The organism is Streptomyces sp. NPDC111802, assembly GCF_055634335.1.
Genome location: NZ_JBVKCZ010000028.1, coordinates 83,414 through 99,377, shown reverse-complemented (window position 1 = coordinate 99,377; position 15,964 = coordinate 83,414). Strand labels below are relative to the sequence as shown.

Annotated in this window: 9 protein-coding genes; 8 read left to right on the top strand and 1 reads right to left on the bottom strand. The window is 68.7% G+C overall.

The window, feature by feature from the left end; translation table 11 throughout:
- Positions 1-84: 84 nt before the first annotated feature.
- Entirely contained in the window at positions 85-1,119 is a 1,035-nt protein-coding gene (locus ACZ7NC_RS28525; RefSeq protein WP_471492337.1) for a LacI family DNA-binding transcriptional regulator, read from the bottom strand.
- Positions 1,120-1,499: 380 nt separating this feature from the next.
- On the opposite strand from ACZ7NC_RS28525, the gene ACZ7NC_RS28520 reads away from it, so the two are divergent.
- The 8 genes from ACZ7NC_RS28520 (at position 1,500) to ACZ7NC_RS28485 (ending at position 15,947) form a co-directional block, all read left to right on the top strand.
- Positions 1,500-2,771 (top strand): extracellular solute-binding protein, encoded by a 1,272-nt coding sequence (locus ACZ7NC_RS28520; protein ID WP_471492336.1) that lies wholly within the window; start codon positions 1,500-1,502, stop codon positions 2,769-2,771.
- A 107-nt stretch (positions 2,772-2,878) separates the two neighbouring features.
- Positions 2,879-3,883, top strand: coding sequence for a carbohydrate ABC transporter permease (locus tag ACZ7NC_RS28515; RefSeq protein WP_471492335.1), 1,005 nt, complete (start codon positions 2,879-2,881; stop codon positions 3,881-3,883).
- Between the two features lie 12 nt (positions 3,884-3,895).
- Positions 3,896-4,789, top strand: coding sequence for a sugar ABC transporter permease (locus ACZ7NC_RS28510; protein ID WP_471492334.1), 894 nt, complete (start codon positions 3,896-3,898; stop codon positions 4,787-4,789).
- Positions 4,790-4,926: 137 nt separating this feature from the next.
- On the top strand, positions 4,927-6,591 hold the full coding sequence (locus ACZ7NC_RS28505; RefSeq protein ID WP_471492333.1) for a glycoside hydrolase family 13 protein: 1,665 nt from the start codon (positions 4,927-4,929) through the stop codon (positions 6,589-6,591).
- Positions 6,592-6,849: 258 nt separating this feature from the next.
- Positions 6,850-8,235: an alpha-amylase gene (locus ACZ7NC_RS28500; RefSeq protein ID WP_471492332.1), complete on the top strand. Its 1,386-nt coding sequence runs from the start codon at positions 6,850-6,852 to the stop codon at positions 8,233-8,235.
- 127 nt (positions 8,236-8,362) lie between these two features.
- A complete protein-coding gene (gene pulA / locus ACZ7NC_RS28495) occupies positions 8,363-13,762 on the top strand; it encodes a pullulanase-type alpha-1,6-glucosidase (RefSeq protein ID WP_471492331.1) in 5,400 nt (1,799 codons plus the stop codon).
- A 75-nt stretch (positions 13,763-13,837) separates the two neighbouring features.
- Positions 13,838-15,562: a SpoIIE family protein phosphatase gene (locus tag ACZ7NC_RS28490; protein WP_471492330.1), complete on the top strand. Its 1,725-nt coding sequence runs from the start codon at positions 13,838-13,840 to the stop codon at positions 15,560-15,562.
- 28 nt (positions 15,563-15,590) lie between these two features.
- Positions 15,591-15,947, top strand: a complete 357-nt coding sequence (locus ACZ7NC_RS28485) for a 5-carboxymethyl-2-hydroxymuconate Delta-isomerase (RefSeq protein ID WP_471492329.1) — start codon at positions 15,591-15,593, stop codon at positions 15,945-15,947.
- Positions 15,948-15,964: the final 17 nt, after the last annotated feature.

The window sequence follows — 15,964 nt, the reverse complement described above, 5'->3', positions numbered from 1 at the left end:
GACGCACGTTCTACAGCGGACGTATCGCCCCATTCTCCTACCAACGCAGGGGTGGGCGCGACCGGTCTTCGCCTCGCGGACGACTCAGGGACGGTTTCTGTCCCCGGGTGCCGAAGCCGTCGAACCGCGTACCACCAGCTCCGGCATGAACACGAACTCGCTGTGCGGCGCCGGAGTCCCGCCGATCTCCTCCAGGAGGGTGCGTACCGCGGCCTGGCCCATCGCCGGGACCGGCTTGCGGACCGTGGTCAGCGGCGGGTCGGTGAAGGCGATCAGCGGGGAGTCGTCGAAGCCCACCACCGAGATGTCCGTGGGGACCTCCAGGCCGAGCTGGCGGGCCGCCCTTATCGCGCCCAGCGCCATCATGTCGCTGGCGCAGACCACCGCGGTGCAGTCGCGGCCGATCAGGGCCGTGGCCGCCGCCTGGCCGCCCTCCAGCGTGTACAGGGAGTGCTGGATCAGTTCGCTCTCGATGACGTCCGTCGGCAGGTTCAGCTGGTCCTGCACCGTGCGGACGAAGCCCTCGATCTTGCGCTGCACCGGGACGAAGCGCTTGGGGCCGAGCGCCAGGCCGATACGGGTGTGGCCCAGCGAGGCGAGGTGCGTGACCGCGAGGTTCATCGCCGCGCGGTCGTCGGGGGAGATGAACGGCGCCTGGACCTTCGGGGAGAAGCCGTCCACCAGGACGAAGGGGACACCCTGGGCGCGCAGTCGCTCGTAGCGCTGCATGTCGGCGGTGGTGTCGGCATGGAGGCCGGAGACGTAGATGATGCCGGCCACTCCACGGTCGACGAGCATCTCCGTGAGCTCGTCCTCGGTGGAGCCGCCGGGGGTCTGGGTGGCCAGCACCGGCGTGTAGCCCTGCCTGGTGAGCGCCTGGCCGATGACCTGGGCCAGGGCCGGGAATATCGGGTTCTCCAGCTCCGGGGTTATCAGACCCACCAGGCCCTCGCTGCGCTGGCGCAGCCTCACCGGACGCTCATAGCCGAGCACGTCGAGTGCGGCCAGCACGGACTGGCGAGTGGTGGCGGCGACGCCCGGCTTCCCGTTGAGGACGCGGCTGACGGTCGCTTCGCTCACCCCCGCCTGAGCAGCGATGTCGGCAAGCCGTGTGGTCACGGCACTGGACTGTACCGGCCGTATGTCGCCTTGCACACCAATCGGACGCCGTGGGCGACCTGTTGACCGGCCGCGCCCGGGCTGCTGCGTCATCGCGCTCCCTCGTGAAAGTGATGGCAAGAGCTTGCAGAGTCTTGCACAACCCGCCTCCATGCCGCTCCACCGTTGAAAAGAAGCGTCTCATGGTGGTCGCCGGGCGGTCACACCCGGATAACTTCGTCGTTCTCTTGCACTTTTTTGCTGCAAGGTCTTTCGTAAGTCTTTCAGCGCTGTTACGTTCACGTCGCCCGGCGGCCGCAACGGCGCAGTCGGCACGACAGCAGAGGCAGGCAGACGGGGCCGCCCCTGCACACACGGGCTTTTCACTTCAAGGAGAACTCATGCGGCGTGGCATAGCGGCCACCGCGCTGGTGGCGTCCCTCGCCCTCGCGGCGACGGCCTGCGGCGGCGGGGACGACAGCGGCAGCGACTCGAGCGGGCCGGTCACCATCACCTGGTGGGACACCTCCAACGCCACCAATGAGGCGCCGACGTACCAGGCCTTGGTCAAGGAGTTCGAGGCCGCCAACAAGGACATCAAGGTCAAGTACGTCAACGTCCCCTTCGACCAGGCGCAGAACAAGTTCGACACCGCCGCCGGTTCCAAGGGCGCCCCGGACATCCTGCGCTCCGAGGTCGGCTGGACCCCCGCCTTCGCCAAGAAGGGCTTCTTCCTGCCGCTGGACGGCACCGACGCCCTCTCCGACCAGGCCAAGTTCCAGCCCAGCCTGATCGAGCAGGCCAAGTACGAGGGCAAGGTCTACGGCGTTCCGTTCACCACGGACACGCTCGCCTTCGTCTACAACAAGGACCTGTTCAAGAAGGCCGGCGTCGAGGCCCCCAAGACCTGGGACGACCTGAAGAAGGCCGCCGCCAAGGTCAAGGACAAGACCGGCGTCGACGGCTACTGGGGCTCAACCCAGGCCTACTACGCCCAGACGTTCCTCTACGGCGAGGGCACCGACACCGTCGACGCCGACGCCAAGAAGATCACCGTCAACTCGGCCGAGGCCAAGAAGGGCTACGGCACCTGGCTGAGCCTCTTCGACGGCAAGGGCCTGCACAAGGCCGACACCACCGCGGACGCTTACGCCCACATCCAGGAGGCGTTCGTCAACGGCAAGGTCGCCGCGATCATGCAGGGCCCGTGGGAGATCACCAACTTCTACAAGGGCTCCGCGTTCAAGGACAAGAACAACCTTGGCATCGCCACCGTCCCGGCCGGCTCCGCAGGCAAGGCGGGCGCCCCGACCGGCGGCCACAACCTCTCCGTGTACGCCGGCTCCGACGAGGCGCACCAGAAGGCCTCGCTGAAGTTCGTGAACTTCATGACCTCGGCGAAGGCCCAGGAGACCATCGCCCTGAAGAACTCCACGCTGCCCACGCGGGACGACGCCTACACCGCCGAGGTCAAGGCCGACCCGGGCATCGCCGGCTACCAGGGCGTCCTCGCCGCCGCCCAGCCGCGCCCGGCGCTGCCCGAGTACAGCTCGCTGTGGGGCCCGCTGGACACCGAGCTGCTGAAGGTCGCCGGGGGCAAGGAGTCCCTGGACAAGGGCCTGAGCACAGTCGAGACCGAGATCACCAAGCTGGTCCCGGACTTCAGTAAGTGACCGCGAGTGGCCGTCGGATCCTCCTGATCATGGGGGGAAGGATCCGGCGGCCACCCGCTGTGCGCCGTACACCCTGAACTGTCGATCTTCATGAAGGTTGTCGAACCATGACAGTCGCCATCGACCGCGCGACCGGGAAACCCCGAGGTGACCGCGGGCCACGCCGTGGGCTCGGCCAGCGCCTGAGGCACGGCTACCAGAAGCACTGGTACGCCTACGCGATGATCGCCCCGGTGGTGATCGTCCTCGGCGTGCTCGTCGTCTACCCCTTGGTGTACGGCTTCTACCTCACCCTCACCGACGCCAACAGCCTCAACAGCGCCCGCACGATCGGCGTCAACGAGATCGAGGCCACCTACAAGTTCATCGGCTTCGACAACTACGCCGACATCCTGTGGGGCGAGACGGCCTACGACCGCTTCTGGTCGCACCTCATCTGGACGGTCGTGTGGACGGCGGCCTGCGTCACCCTCCACTACACGATCGGCCTCGGCCTCGCCCTGCTGCTCAACCAGAAGCTGCGCGGGCGCACTCTGTACCGGCTGATCCTGATCCTGCCGTGGGCCGTGCCGACCTTCGTCACCGTCTTCGGCTGGCGGATCATGCTCGCCGACGGCGGCGTCGTGAACTCCTTCCTGGAGACACTCCACCTGCCGACCCCGCTGTGGCTGGAGGACACCTTCTGGCAGCGGTTCGCCGCGGTCATGGTCAACACCTGGTGCGGTGTGCCGTTCATGATGCTCTCGCTGCTCGGCGGCCTGCAGTCCATCGACTCCTCCCTGTACGAGGCCGCCGAGATGGACGGCGCCAGCAGGTGGCAGCAGTTCCGGTACGTCACCCTGCCGGGCCTGCGGTCCGTGAGTTCCACCGTCGTACTGCTCGGCATCATCTGGACCTTCAACCAGTTCGCGATCATCTTCCTGCTCTTCGGCAAGACCGCCCCGGACGCCGACATCCTCGTCACCTGGGCCTACCGCCTCGGTTTCGGACAGCAGCCACGTGACTTCGCGCAGTCGGCGGCCTACGGCATGCTGCTGCTGGCCATCCTGATCGTGTTCACCTCCTTCTACCGCCGCTGGCTGAACCGCAACGACCAGCAGCTCGCGATCTGAGGCAGGAGTCCCATGAGTACCACCACTGTTGAGACCCCGATGAACAAGCAGGACTCCGTGCCTACTGCAACCCCGCGCACAGTGCGCCTCCGCGGCACGTCCCTCGTCTCGCACGGCATCCTCATCGTGGCGAGCCTGATCGCGCTCTTCCCCGTCGCCTGGCTGCTCTTCCTGTCCCTCGGCCCGGACAAGGACGACTACCTCCACCCCGGCGGCATCTGGGCGAAGATGACGCTGGACAACTACACCTACGTCCTCCAGGAGACGAAGTTCCTCGACTGGCTGACGAGCACACTCATCGTCACGCTGGGCACCACGCTCATCGGCGTCGTCATCGCCGCCACCACCGGCTACGCGGTCTCTCGGATGCGCTTTCCGGGCTACAAGAAGTTCATGTGGGTGCTGCTGGTGACCCAGATGTTCCCGGTGGCCGTCCTCATGGTGCCGATGTACCAGATCCTGTCCGAGCTCCAGCTCATCGACAGCTACCTCGGCCTCGTCCTCGTGTACTGCACGACGACCGTGCCGTACTGTGCCTGGCTGATGAAGGGCTACTTCGACACGATCCCGTTCGAGATCGACGAGGCGGGACGCGTCGACGGGCTGAGCCCCTTCGGCACCTTCGCGCGACTGATCCTGCCGCTCGCCAAGCCGGGCCTGGCGGTCGCCGCGTTCTACAGCTTCCTCACGGCCTTCGGCGAGGTCGCGTTCGCGTCGACGTTCATGCTGTCCGACACGAAGTACACGTTCGCGGTCGGTCTGCAGACCTTCATCAGTGAGCACGACGCGCAGCGCAACCTGATGGCCGCCACGGCGGTGTTGGTCGCCATACCGGTTTCCGCGTTCTTCTACTTCGTGCAGAGGAACCTGGTGACCGGGCTCACGGCGGGCGGCACCAAGGGCTGAGCTCCCTCAGCAGCTCCCCGTATACCCGAGGCGGCCGCGGTGGCCATCCGACCCCGCTGCCATCGCGGCCGCCTCGTCACCCGCCTCCGTACGCACACCCTTCTGACCCGATGACCCCGTTACGTACCAAGGACGCCATGAGCCAGCACCCCACCGCCCCGGCCTCCACCTCCGCCGTCGCCACCGTCGCCAAGCGCCGGGACTGGTGGCGGGACGCGGTGATCTACCAGGTCTATCCGCGCAGCTTCGCCGACAGCAACGGCGACGGCATGGGCGACCTGGAAGGCGTACGCTCCCGCCTGCCGTATCTGCGTGACCTCGGTGTGGACGCCGTGTGGCTCAGCCCCTTCTACGCCTCCCCGCAGGCCGACGCCGGCTACGACGTCGCCGACTACCGGGCCGTCGACCCGATGTTCGGCAACCTGCTCGACGCGGACGCGCTGATCCGTGACGCCCGTGAGCTGGGGCTCAGGATCATCGTCGATCTGGTCCCGAACCACTCCTCCGACCAGCACGAGTGGTTCAAGCGTGCCGTCGCGGAGGGCCCCGGCTCCCCGCTGCGCGACCGCTACCACTTCCGTCCCGGCAAGGGGAAGAACGGCGAAGTGCCGCCCAACGACTGGGAGTCCATCTTCGGCGGCCCGGCGTGGACACGGGTCGCGGACGGGGAGTGGTACCTGCACCTCTTCGCGCCCGAGCAGCCCGACTTCAACTGGGAACACCCGGCGGTGGGGGACGAGTTCCGTTCGATTCTCCGCTTCTGGCTGGACATGGGCGTCGACGGCTTCCGGATCGATGTGGCCCACGGCCTGGTGAAGGCGGAGGGGCTGCCCGACCTTGGATCCCACGATCAGCTCAAGCTGCTGGGCAACGATGTCATGCCGTTCTTCGACCAGGACGGTGTGCACGAGATCTACCGCCAGTGGCGCACGGTCCTCGACGAGTACGCGGGCGAGCGCATCTTCGTCGCCGAGGCCTGGACCCCGACGGTCGAGCGCACCGCGAACTACGTCCGCCCGGACGAGCTGCACCAGGCCTTCAACTTCCAGTACCTGTCGACCGATTGGGACGCGGAGGAGCTGCGCCAGGTCATCGACCGCACCCTGGAGGCGATGCGCCCGGTCGGCGCCCCCGCCACCTGGGTCCTCTCCAACCACGACGTCACCCGCCACGCCACCCGCTTCGCCAACCCGCCCGGCCTCGGCACCCAGATCCGCACGGCCGGGGACCGCGAGCTGGGCCTGCGCCGGGCGCGCGCCGCCACCCTGCTGATGCTGGCCCTGCCCGGCTCGGCGTACATCTACCAGGGCGAGGAACTCGGCCTGCCGGACGTCGTCGACCTGCCCGACGAGGTGCGCCAGGACCCGGCGTACTTCCGCGGCGCCGGCCAGGACGGCTTCCGTGACGGCTGCCGGGTGCCGATCCCATGGACGCGCACGGGATCGTCGTACGGCTTCGGCGCGGGCGGCAGCTGGCTGCCGCAGCCGGAGGGCTGGGGCGAGCTGAGCGTCGAGGCCCAGAGCGGCGACGCCGACTCCACGCTGGAGCTGTACCGCTCCGCCCTCGCCGTCCGCCGCACCGAGCCCGACCTGGGCGCGGGCGACTCGGTGGAGTGGCTCCGCGCACCCGAGGGGGTCCTGGCCTTCCGCCGTGGCGAGTTCGTGTGCGTCGCGAACACCACCGGCGAGTCCGTCACCCTCCCCGCGCACGGCCGCGTCCTGCTCACCAGCGGTGAGATCACCGAGGCGGACGGCGAGACGAAGGTCCCGTCGGACACGACGGTGTGGTGGACGACGGCCTGACGGCCCAGCAACTTCCAGCCCGGGCAACTTCCAGCCGAGCAACTTCACAGGGCCCGCTGCCTGAACAGGCAGCGGGCCCTGCTGCTGTGCGCCGGTAACCACCGGTGAGCGTGAGGGAGTTGGGTAGGGCACGTCAAGGTTGCGGATGAAAGTACTTGCTATGACTTTCAACTCTCTTGCTGTAAACCTTTCGCGGCGGTACGTTCACGCCGGCGCCCGGCAACGACGCCTGGCCGTCATCGCAAGGAGTACACGCCTGTGATATCGAGATGGTCCGTCACCGCAATCGCGACCGCGCTCGCCGCCTCGTCGTTGGCCCTCATGGCCCCCGCGACCACCGCATCGGCCTCCCCGCCCGGCGCCAAGGACGTCACCGCGGTGATGTTCGAGTGGAACTTCGCCTCGGTCGCCAAGGAGTGCACCAACACCCTCGGCCCCGCCGGTTACGGCTATGTGCAGGTCTCCCCGCCCGCCGAGCACATCCAGGGCTCGCAGTGGTGGACCTCGTACCAGCCGGTGAGCTACAAGATCGCCGGGCGCCTCGGCGACCGTACGGCCTTCCAGAACATGGTCAACACCTGCCACGCGGCCGGTGTGAAGGTCGTCGTCGACACCGTCGTCAACCACATGGCCGCGGGCAGCGGCACCGGCACCGGCGGATCGTCGTACACGAAGTACAACTACCCGGGCCTGTACTCCTCGTTCGACTTCGACGACTGCACCAGCCAGATCAGCAACTACCAGGACCGCTGGAACGTCCAGCACTGCGAGCTGGTCGGCCTCGCCGACCTGGACACCGGTGAGTCCTACGTCCGCGGCGCCATCGCCGGGTACATGAACGATCTGCTCTCGCTCGGCGTCGACGGCTTCCGCATCGACGCGGCCAAGCACATGGACGCCGCCGACCTCGCCAACATCAAGTCACGCCTCACCAACCCCTCCGTGTACTGGAAGCAGGAGGCCATCTACGGCAGCGGAGAGGCCGTCCAGCCGACCGAGTACACCGGCAACGGCGACGTCCAGGAGTTCCGCTACGCCTACGACCTCAAGCGCGTCTTCAACAACGAGAACCTCGCCTATCTGAAGAACTACGGCGAGGGCTGGGGCTATATGAGCAGCGGCGTCTCTGGTGTCTTTGTCGACAATCACGACACCGAGCGCAATGGCTCCACCCTCAACTACAAGGACGGTGCCAGCTACACGCTGGCCAATGTCTTCATGCTGGCCTGGCCCTACGGCGCGCCCGACATCAACTCCGGCTACGAGTTCTCGGACACGGACGCGGGCCCGCCCAACGGCGGTACGGTCAACGCCTGTTGGCAGGACGGCTGGAAGTGTCAGCACAACTGGCCCGAGATCAAGTCGATGGTCGCCTTCCGTAACGCCACGCGCGGTGAGGCCGTCACCAACTGGTGGGACAACGGGGCCGACGCGATCGCGTTCGGACGGGGCAGCAAGGGGTTCGTGGCCATCAACCACGAGTCGAGCAGCCTGAGCCGCACCTACCAGACGTCGTTGCCCGCGGGGACGTACTGCAACGTGCAGAACAACACGACGGTGACCGTCAACTCCAGTGGGCAGTTCACCGCCACCCTGGGCTCGAACACGGCCCTGGCGATCCGCGCCGGGAAGTCGAACTGCTGAACAGGCCGCTGACGGTCCGCCTGAAATTTCTTGCCGATGGTTTCAAGACTCTTGCTGTAATCCTTACGGCGGCGATACGGTCGCGCGGGGTCGGACCCAATGAGCCGTAATCGCAAGGAGTCCATCTGTGATACCGAGATGGCCGACGCCGTCGAGGCGCCGCACCAGCCATGCCGGACGGGTCGCCGCGGTCACCGTGACCGCGCTGGCCGCAGCGCTCGTCCAGCCGCTCGCGGCGCGGGCGGACACTCCGCCCGCGCCCCCGTCCGACGCGAAGCTCGCTGCCGAGCCCGCCCGGCACGACGCCACCCGTGAGCAGTTCTACTTCGTGATGCCGGACCGTTTCGCCAACGGCGACACGTCCAACGACCGGGGCGGGCTCACCGGCTCCCGGCTCTCCACCGGCTACGACCCCACCGACAAGGGCTTCTACCAGGGCGGCGACCTCAAGGGCCTGACCAAGCGCCTCGACTACATCAAGGGCCTCGGCACCACCGCCGTCTGGATGGCCCCGATCTTCAGGAACCAGCCCGTGCAGGGGACCGGGAGCAACGCCTCCGCCGGCTACCACGGCTACTGGGTCACCGACTTCACCCAGGTCGACCCGCACTTCGGCACCAACAAGGACCTTCAGACCCTCATCTCCAAGGCCCACGCCAAGGGCATGAAGGTCTTCTTCGACGTCATCACCAACCACACCGCCGACGTCGTCGACTACGAGGAGAAGTCCTACGACTACCTCTCCAAGGGCGCCTTCCCGTATCTGACGAAGGACGGCAAGCCCTTCGACGACGCGGACTACGCGGACGGCAGAAGGGACTTCCCGGACGTCGACACCGAATCCTTCCCGCGCACGCCCGAGGTCACGAGGAACTCCAAGGTCCCGTCGTGGCTCAACGACCCGACGATGTACCACAACCGCGGCGACTCCACCTTCGCCGGTGAGAGCTCCACACACGGCGACTTCGGCGGCCTCGACGACCTGTGGACCGAGCGCCCCGAGGTCGTACGGGGGATGGAGCGTATCTACCAGCGGTGGGTACGGGACTTCGACATCGACGGCTTCCGGATCGACACCGTGAAGCACGTCAACATGGAGTTCTGGACCCAGTGGGCCACGGCCCTCGACTCCTACGCGGCCAAGCGGGGCCGCGACGACTTCTTCATGTTCGGTGAGGTCTACTCCGCCGACACGGGCATCACCTCGCCGTACGTCACCCAGGGCCGCCTGGACGCCACGCTCGACTTCCCCTTCCAGGAGGCGGCACGCCAGTACGCCTCCCAGGGCGGCAGCGCAGGCAAGCTGGCCGGCGTCTTCGGCGACGACTACAAGTACACGACCGACAAGGCCAACGCCTACGAGCAGGTCACCTTCCTCGGCAACCACGACATGGGCCGCATCGGGTACTTCCTGAAGCAGGACGCCCCGGACGCGACCGACGCCGAACTGCTGAAGAAGGACGAGCTCGCCAACGAGCTGATGTTCCTCAGCCGCGGCAACCCGGTCGTCTACTACGGCGACGAGCAGGGCTTCACGGGCTCCGGCGGCGACAAGGACGCCCGCCAGACCCTGTTCGCCTCCAGGACCGCCGACTACCTCGACGACGACCAGATCGGCACCGACCGCACCCACGCGAGCGACGCCTACGACACCGGTGCGCCGCTGTACCGGCAGATCGCGGCGCTTTCCAAGCTCCGCAAGGCCAACCCGGCCCTCGCCGACGGTGTCCAGACCGAGCGGTTCGCGGCCGACGGCGCCGGGATCTACGCCTTCTCCCGCACCGACGCCAGGACGGGCACCGAGTACGTCGTCGCCTTCAACAACGCCGACGAGGCGAAGACGGCGACATTCGCGACCGGTTCGGCCGGCATGACGTTCAAGGGCATCTACGGCAGCGACGGCTCCCTGAAGAGCGACGGCGACAAGAAGCTCACCGTCACCGTCCCGGCCGGCTCGGCGATCGTCCTCAAGGCCGCGGGCAAGCCGGCCCAGCCCGCCGCCAAGCCGGCGATCACCCTCAAGGCCCCGGCCGCCGGCGCCACGGGCACGGTCGAGATCGGCGCCGAGGTCGACGGCGGGCAGCTCAACCGCGTCGTCTTCGCCGCACAGGCCGGAACCGGCAAGTGGGGGACCCTCGGCTCCGCCGACCACGCCCCGTACAAGGTCACACAGATCATCGGGAAGGACGTACCGGCCGGAACCACCCTGCGCTACAAGGCGGTGGTGATCGACTCGGCGGGACACAGGGCGAGCGCGACCGCCCAGTCCACCACCGGCACCCCGCCCGCCCCCGAGATCCCCAGCGCCTCCTCCCGCGACTACGCGATCGTCCACTACAAGCGCACCGACGGCGACTACGCGGACTGGGGCCTGTACGCCTGGGGCGACCTCGCCGACGGCGAGTCCACCGAGTGGCCGAAGAGCCACCCCTTCGTCGGGCGGGACGCCTACGGCGCCTTCGCCTACGTCAAGCTGAAGCCCGGCGCGTCGAGCATCGGCTTCCTCGTCATCGACAAGGACGGCAACAAGGACGTCTCCGCCGACCGCACGATCGACGTCACCAGGACGGGCGAGGTCTGGGTCGAGCAGGGCAAGGCGGACGTGCTCACGGAGCGGCCGGACCTTCCCGGGCAGGACAGGACCAGGGCGACCCTCCACTACCACCGTGCCGACGGCGACTACGACGGCTGGGGTCTGCACACCTGGACGGGTGCCGCGCACCCCACCGAGTGGTCGAACCCCCTGAAGCCGGTCAAGACTGACAGTTATGGTGCGGTCTTCGAGGTACCGCTCACCGACGGTGCCACCAGTCTCAGCTACATCATCCACAAGGGCGACGAGAAGGACCTGCCCAGCGACCAGTCGCTCGACCTCACGGCGAACGGCCATGAGGTGTGGCTGTTGAGCGGCCAGGAGAAGTATCTGCTCCCGCAGCCGGCGGGCTCCGCGGCGGCCCTCGACCTGACCACCTCCAAGGCGGTCTGGATCGACCGGAACACGCTCGCCTGGAACGGCTCCGACGCCGCCGCCTCCACCCAGCTGCTGTACAGCCGGGACGGTGGGATCGCCGTCGAGAACGGGACGCTGAGCGGCGACGCCAAGTGGCTGCGGCTGTCGAAGACGTCCCTCACCGACGCCCAGAAGGCGAAGTTCCCGCATCTGAAGGACTACGCCGCCTGGTCCGTCGACCCGCGCGACCGCGACCGGGTGCGCGAGGCACTCAAGGGCCAGGTCGTCGCCTCGCAGCGGGCCGCGGGTGGTGCCGTCCTGGCCGCGACCGGTGTGCAGATCGCCGGCGTGCTCGACGACCTGTACTCCGGCGCGGCGAAGGCCGAGCTCGGACCGACCTTCGACAAGGGCCGTCCGACGCTCGCCGTCTGGGCGCCCACGGCACAGTCGGTCAAGGCCGAGATCGGCGACTCCACCGTCGCCCTGAAGCGGAACGAGAGCACCGGCGTCTGGTCCGTCACCGGGCCCAGGTCCTGGAAGAACAAGCCATACCGGTACGTCGTGCGGGTCTGGGCGCCCAGCGTCCGCGAGGTCGTCACCAACAAGGTCACCGACCCCTACTCGGTCGCGCTCACCGCGAACTCCGAGCGCAGCCTCCTCGTCGACCTCGACGACCGGTCCCTGGCGCCGGCGGGCTGGTCGACGTACACCAAGCCGAAGGCGGTGCCGCTGAAGGACGCGCAGATCCAGGAGCTGCACGTCCGGGACTTCTCGATCGCGGACAGGACGGTGCCTGCGAAGGACAAGGGCACCTACCTCGCCTTCACCGACAAGCTCAGCGACGGCTCCAAACACCTGAAGCAGCTGGCCGAGGCGGGCACGTCGTACGTCCATCTGCTGCCGGTCTTCGACATCGCCACCATCCCGGAGAAGAAGTCCGACCAGGCGACCACCGACTGCGACCTTGCCTCTCTCCCGGCCGACTCCGAGCGGCAGCAGGAGTGCGTCGCGAAGATCGCCGCGAAGGACGCCTACAACTGGGGCTACGACCCCTACCACTACACGGTCCCGGAGGGCTCGTACGCCTCCGACCCCGACGGCACCGCGCGTACCGTCGAGTTCCGCGAGATGGTCAAGGCGCTGAACGAGGACGGCCTGCGGGTCGTCATGGACGTCGTCTACAACCACACGGCGGCCGCCGGTCAGGCCGACACCAGCGTCCTCGACCGCATCGTCCCCGGTTACTACCAGCGGCTCCTCGCCGACGGCTCGGTCGCCAACAGCACCTGCTGTGCCAACACCGCCACCGAGAACGCCATGATGGGCAAGCTGGTCGTCGACTCCATCGTCACCTGGGCCAAGAAGTACAAGGTCGACGGCTTCCGCTTCGACCTCATGGGCCACCATCCCAAGGCCAACATCCTCGCGGTCCGGCGGGCCCTCGACGAGCTGACCCTCGCCAGGGACGGCGTCGACGGCAAGAAGATCATCCTGTACGGCGAGGGCTGGAACTTCGGCGAGGTCGCCGACGACGCCCGCTTCACCCAGGCCACCCAGCGGAACATGGCCGGCACCGGTATCGCCACCTTCTCCGACCGGGCGCGGGACGCCGTACGCGGCGGCGGGCCCTTCGACGAGGACCCGGGCGTCCAGGGCTTCGCGTCCGGGCTCTACACCGAGCCCAACTCCTCGAAGAACAACGGCACTTCTGAGGAGCAGAAGGCGCGTCTGCTGCACTACCAGGACCTGATCAAGGTCGGCCTGTCCGGCAACCTCGCCGGTTTCCGCTTCACCGACACCGCGGGCAAGGAGGTCAAGGGCTCCGAGGTCGACTACAACGGCTCACCCGCCGGCTACGCGGCCGCCCCCGGCGACGCCCTCGCCTACGCGGACGCACACGACAACGAGTCGCTGTTCGACGCCCTCGCCTTCAAGCTGCCCGCCACGACGAGCGCGTCCGACCGCGCCCGGATGCAGGTCCTCGCCATGGCCACGGCGACCCTGTCGCAGGGCCCGGCGCTCTCCCAGGCCGGCACCGACCTGCTGCGCTCCAAGTCGCTGGACCGCAACTCCTACGACAGCGGCGACTGGTTCAACGCCATCCACTGGAACTGCGCCGACGGCAACGGCTTCGGGCGGGGGCTGCCGATGGCGGCCGACAACGCCTCCAAGTGGCCGTACGCCAAGCCCTTGCTCGGCACCGTCAAGGTCGGCTGCGAGCAGATCGAGGGCACCTCGGCGGCGTACCGGGACCTGCTGCGGATCCGTTCGACGGAGAGCGCCTTCTCCCTCGGCACGGCCGAGCAGGTGCAGTCGAAGCTGTCCTTCCCGCTGTCCGGCACGGACGAGACGCCCGGCGTGATCACCATGCGGCTCGGTGACCTGGTCGTCGTCTTCAACGCGACGCCCGATAAGCAGGAGCAGCGCGTCGCCCCGCTCGCCGGCGAGTGGTACCGGCTGCATCCGGTGCAGGCCTCAGGCGCGGACCCTATCGTCAAGTCCGCTTCCTACGAGGAGGAAACAGGCACGTTCGCCATTCCGGGTCGTACTGTCGCCGTCTTCACACGAACCCTTTGACACGGCGCTAGCTTGAGTGGGGCGGGCCCGGCCAACGGGTCCGCCCCACTTACGCGCATCCAGGGGCTGCCGACGATGGACGGTTACGTCAAGCCGTCGGGCGCGACCGTGATGGTCGTCGACGACGTCCCGACCAACCGCTACGCCATGGGCGCCGTGCTGCACCGCGCTGGCCATGACGTGGTACCGGTCGCGAGCGCGGGCGAGGCACTGAGCGAGCTCGACGTACGGCTGCGGGCGGGCGCCCTGCCGGACGCGGCCCTCGTCGACATCGGGCTGCCGGACATGAACGGCTTCGACCTGTGCCGCCTGGTCAAGTCCCGCCCGTCCACGGCCGCGCTGCCCGTCGTACACTTCTCCGCGACGGCGAGGGACGCGGGGGACCGGTGCCGGGGGCTCGACGCGGGCGCCGACGCCTACCTGACCGTGCCGGCCGAGCCCCGGGAGATCCAGGCCGTCGTCCAGGCGGCGGTACGCAGGGCGCGCCGGCGCACCGACGCCGAGGCGCTCGCGCAACGGCTGACGCTGCTGTCCGAGACCATCGTCACCGTGCAGACCGCGCGCTGCCTGGGGGAGCTGGCCGACGCGGCCGCCGCGGGCGCGGCCCGGCTCACCGGCACGCCCGCCGTCGTGTTCCTGATCGGCCCGGACGGCGAACCGCACCGCGGCACCTCGCGCAGCCGGCTCGCCCTGCCCGACGCGGGAGCGCACGAGGCGGCGGCGCGGCTGATCACCCGGATCGCGCAGCGCTGGGGCGGGCGGACCGGTGTGCACAGCACCGTCGTCCCGGCGCCCCTGTGGCCGGCGGGATTCTTCCACCCCGGCGCCAGGGACGACGCCCACCTGGTTCTGGCCGTCACCCAGGAGGGCCGCACACCGGTGTGCGTCGCCACCCCCGCACACCGGCCGGCCGTGTCCCGCGAACTCGGGGACGACCACCTGTCGTCGGCCCTGGTGCTCCCCGCGCAGAGCACCGCGCACGTCTCCCGCGCGCGCCCGCGGACCCCGCTGGTCCCTCCCGAGCAGGACCCCGCCGACCTCCTGGCCCGCCTCGCCCAGGCCACCGCGCTCGCGGCCGAGCCGCTGCTGATGTACCAGGCGGAGCGGGACATCGCCCTCACCCTCCAGCACAGTTTCCTGCCCCAGCCGCACCGGCTGCCCCATCTGCCGGGCGTCGACCTCGTCGTGCGGTATGTGCCCGCCTCCCGGCAGACCGAGATCGGCGGCGACTTCTACGCCGCCCTGCGGACCCCGGACGGGGTGCTCACCGCGGTCGGGGACGTCGTCGGGCACTCGCTGGACGCGGCCACCGTGATGGTCGAGATGCGGCACGCGCTGCGCGCCTACTGCGTCGAGGAGAGCGACCCGCGGGCACTCGCCGAACGGCTCGACCGGATGCTGCTGCACTACCACCCCGAGGTCACCGCCACGGTCTGCCTCGCCCTGGTCGACCCCGGCACGGGGCGGGTCCGGATCGCCAACGCGGGCCATCTGCCGCCGGTGCTCGTGCGGGAGGAGGGCGAGGCCGAGTACGTCCCGGTGGACGGTCCGCTGCTCGGGCTCGGCCTCGACCGGCCCGAGCCGAGCGAGCTGGTGCTGAACCGGCAGGACCGTCTCCTGATGGTCACCGACGGCCTCATAGAGACCCGCGGCATCGACCTCGCCGCCTCCATGGAACAGCTGCGCACGGCCGCCGCCGACGCCCCGGCCGGCCTCGACGGGCTGTGCGACAGCCTGCTGGGCTGCTTCGGGCCCGACCGGGAGGACGACATCGCGATGCTGGCGCTGCGGTTAGGGTGAGCGCTGCCGACGTAGAACAGGAGTGCTCATGCCGCAGATCACGGTCGACTACTCGCAGACGATCTCCTTCGACCGGGAGGGCTTCGCCAGGGACCTGCACACCGCGACCGTCGAGATCGCGGCGGCCAAGCCGGAGGCGTGCAAGACACAGTTCCGGCCCAGCCGGCTCACGGCCTTCGGCTACGAGGACCCGCAGGCTGCGGCCCACGCGGTCGTCCATGTCACGCTCGGCCTGCTCGCCGGGCGCAGCGACGAGACCAAGGCGAGGCTGACGGAGGCGGTTCTGGAGCTGCTGCGCAAGCACATCGAGGACGACGGCATCGTGCTGCACGCCTCCGCCGAGGTGCGCGACCTCGACGCGTCCTACCGGAAATTCGACCGCTAGGGCCTGTTCTGGCTTCC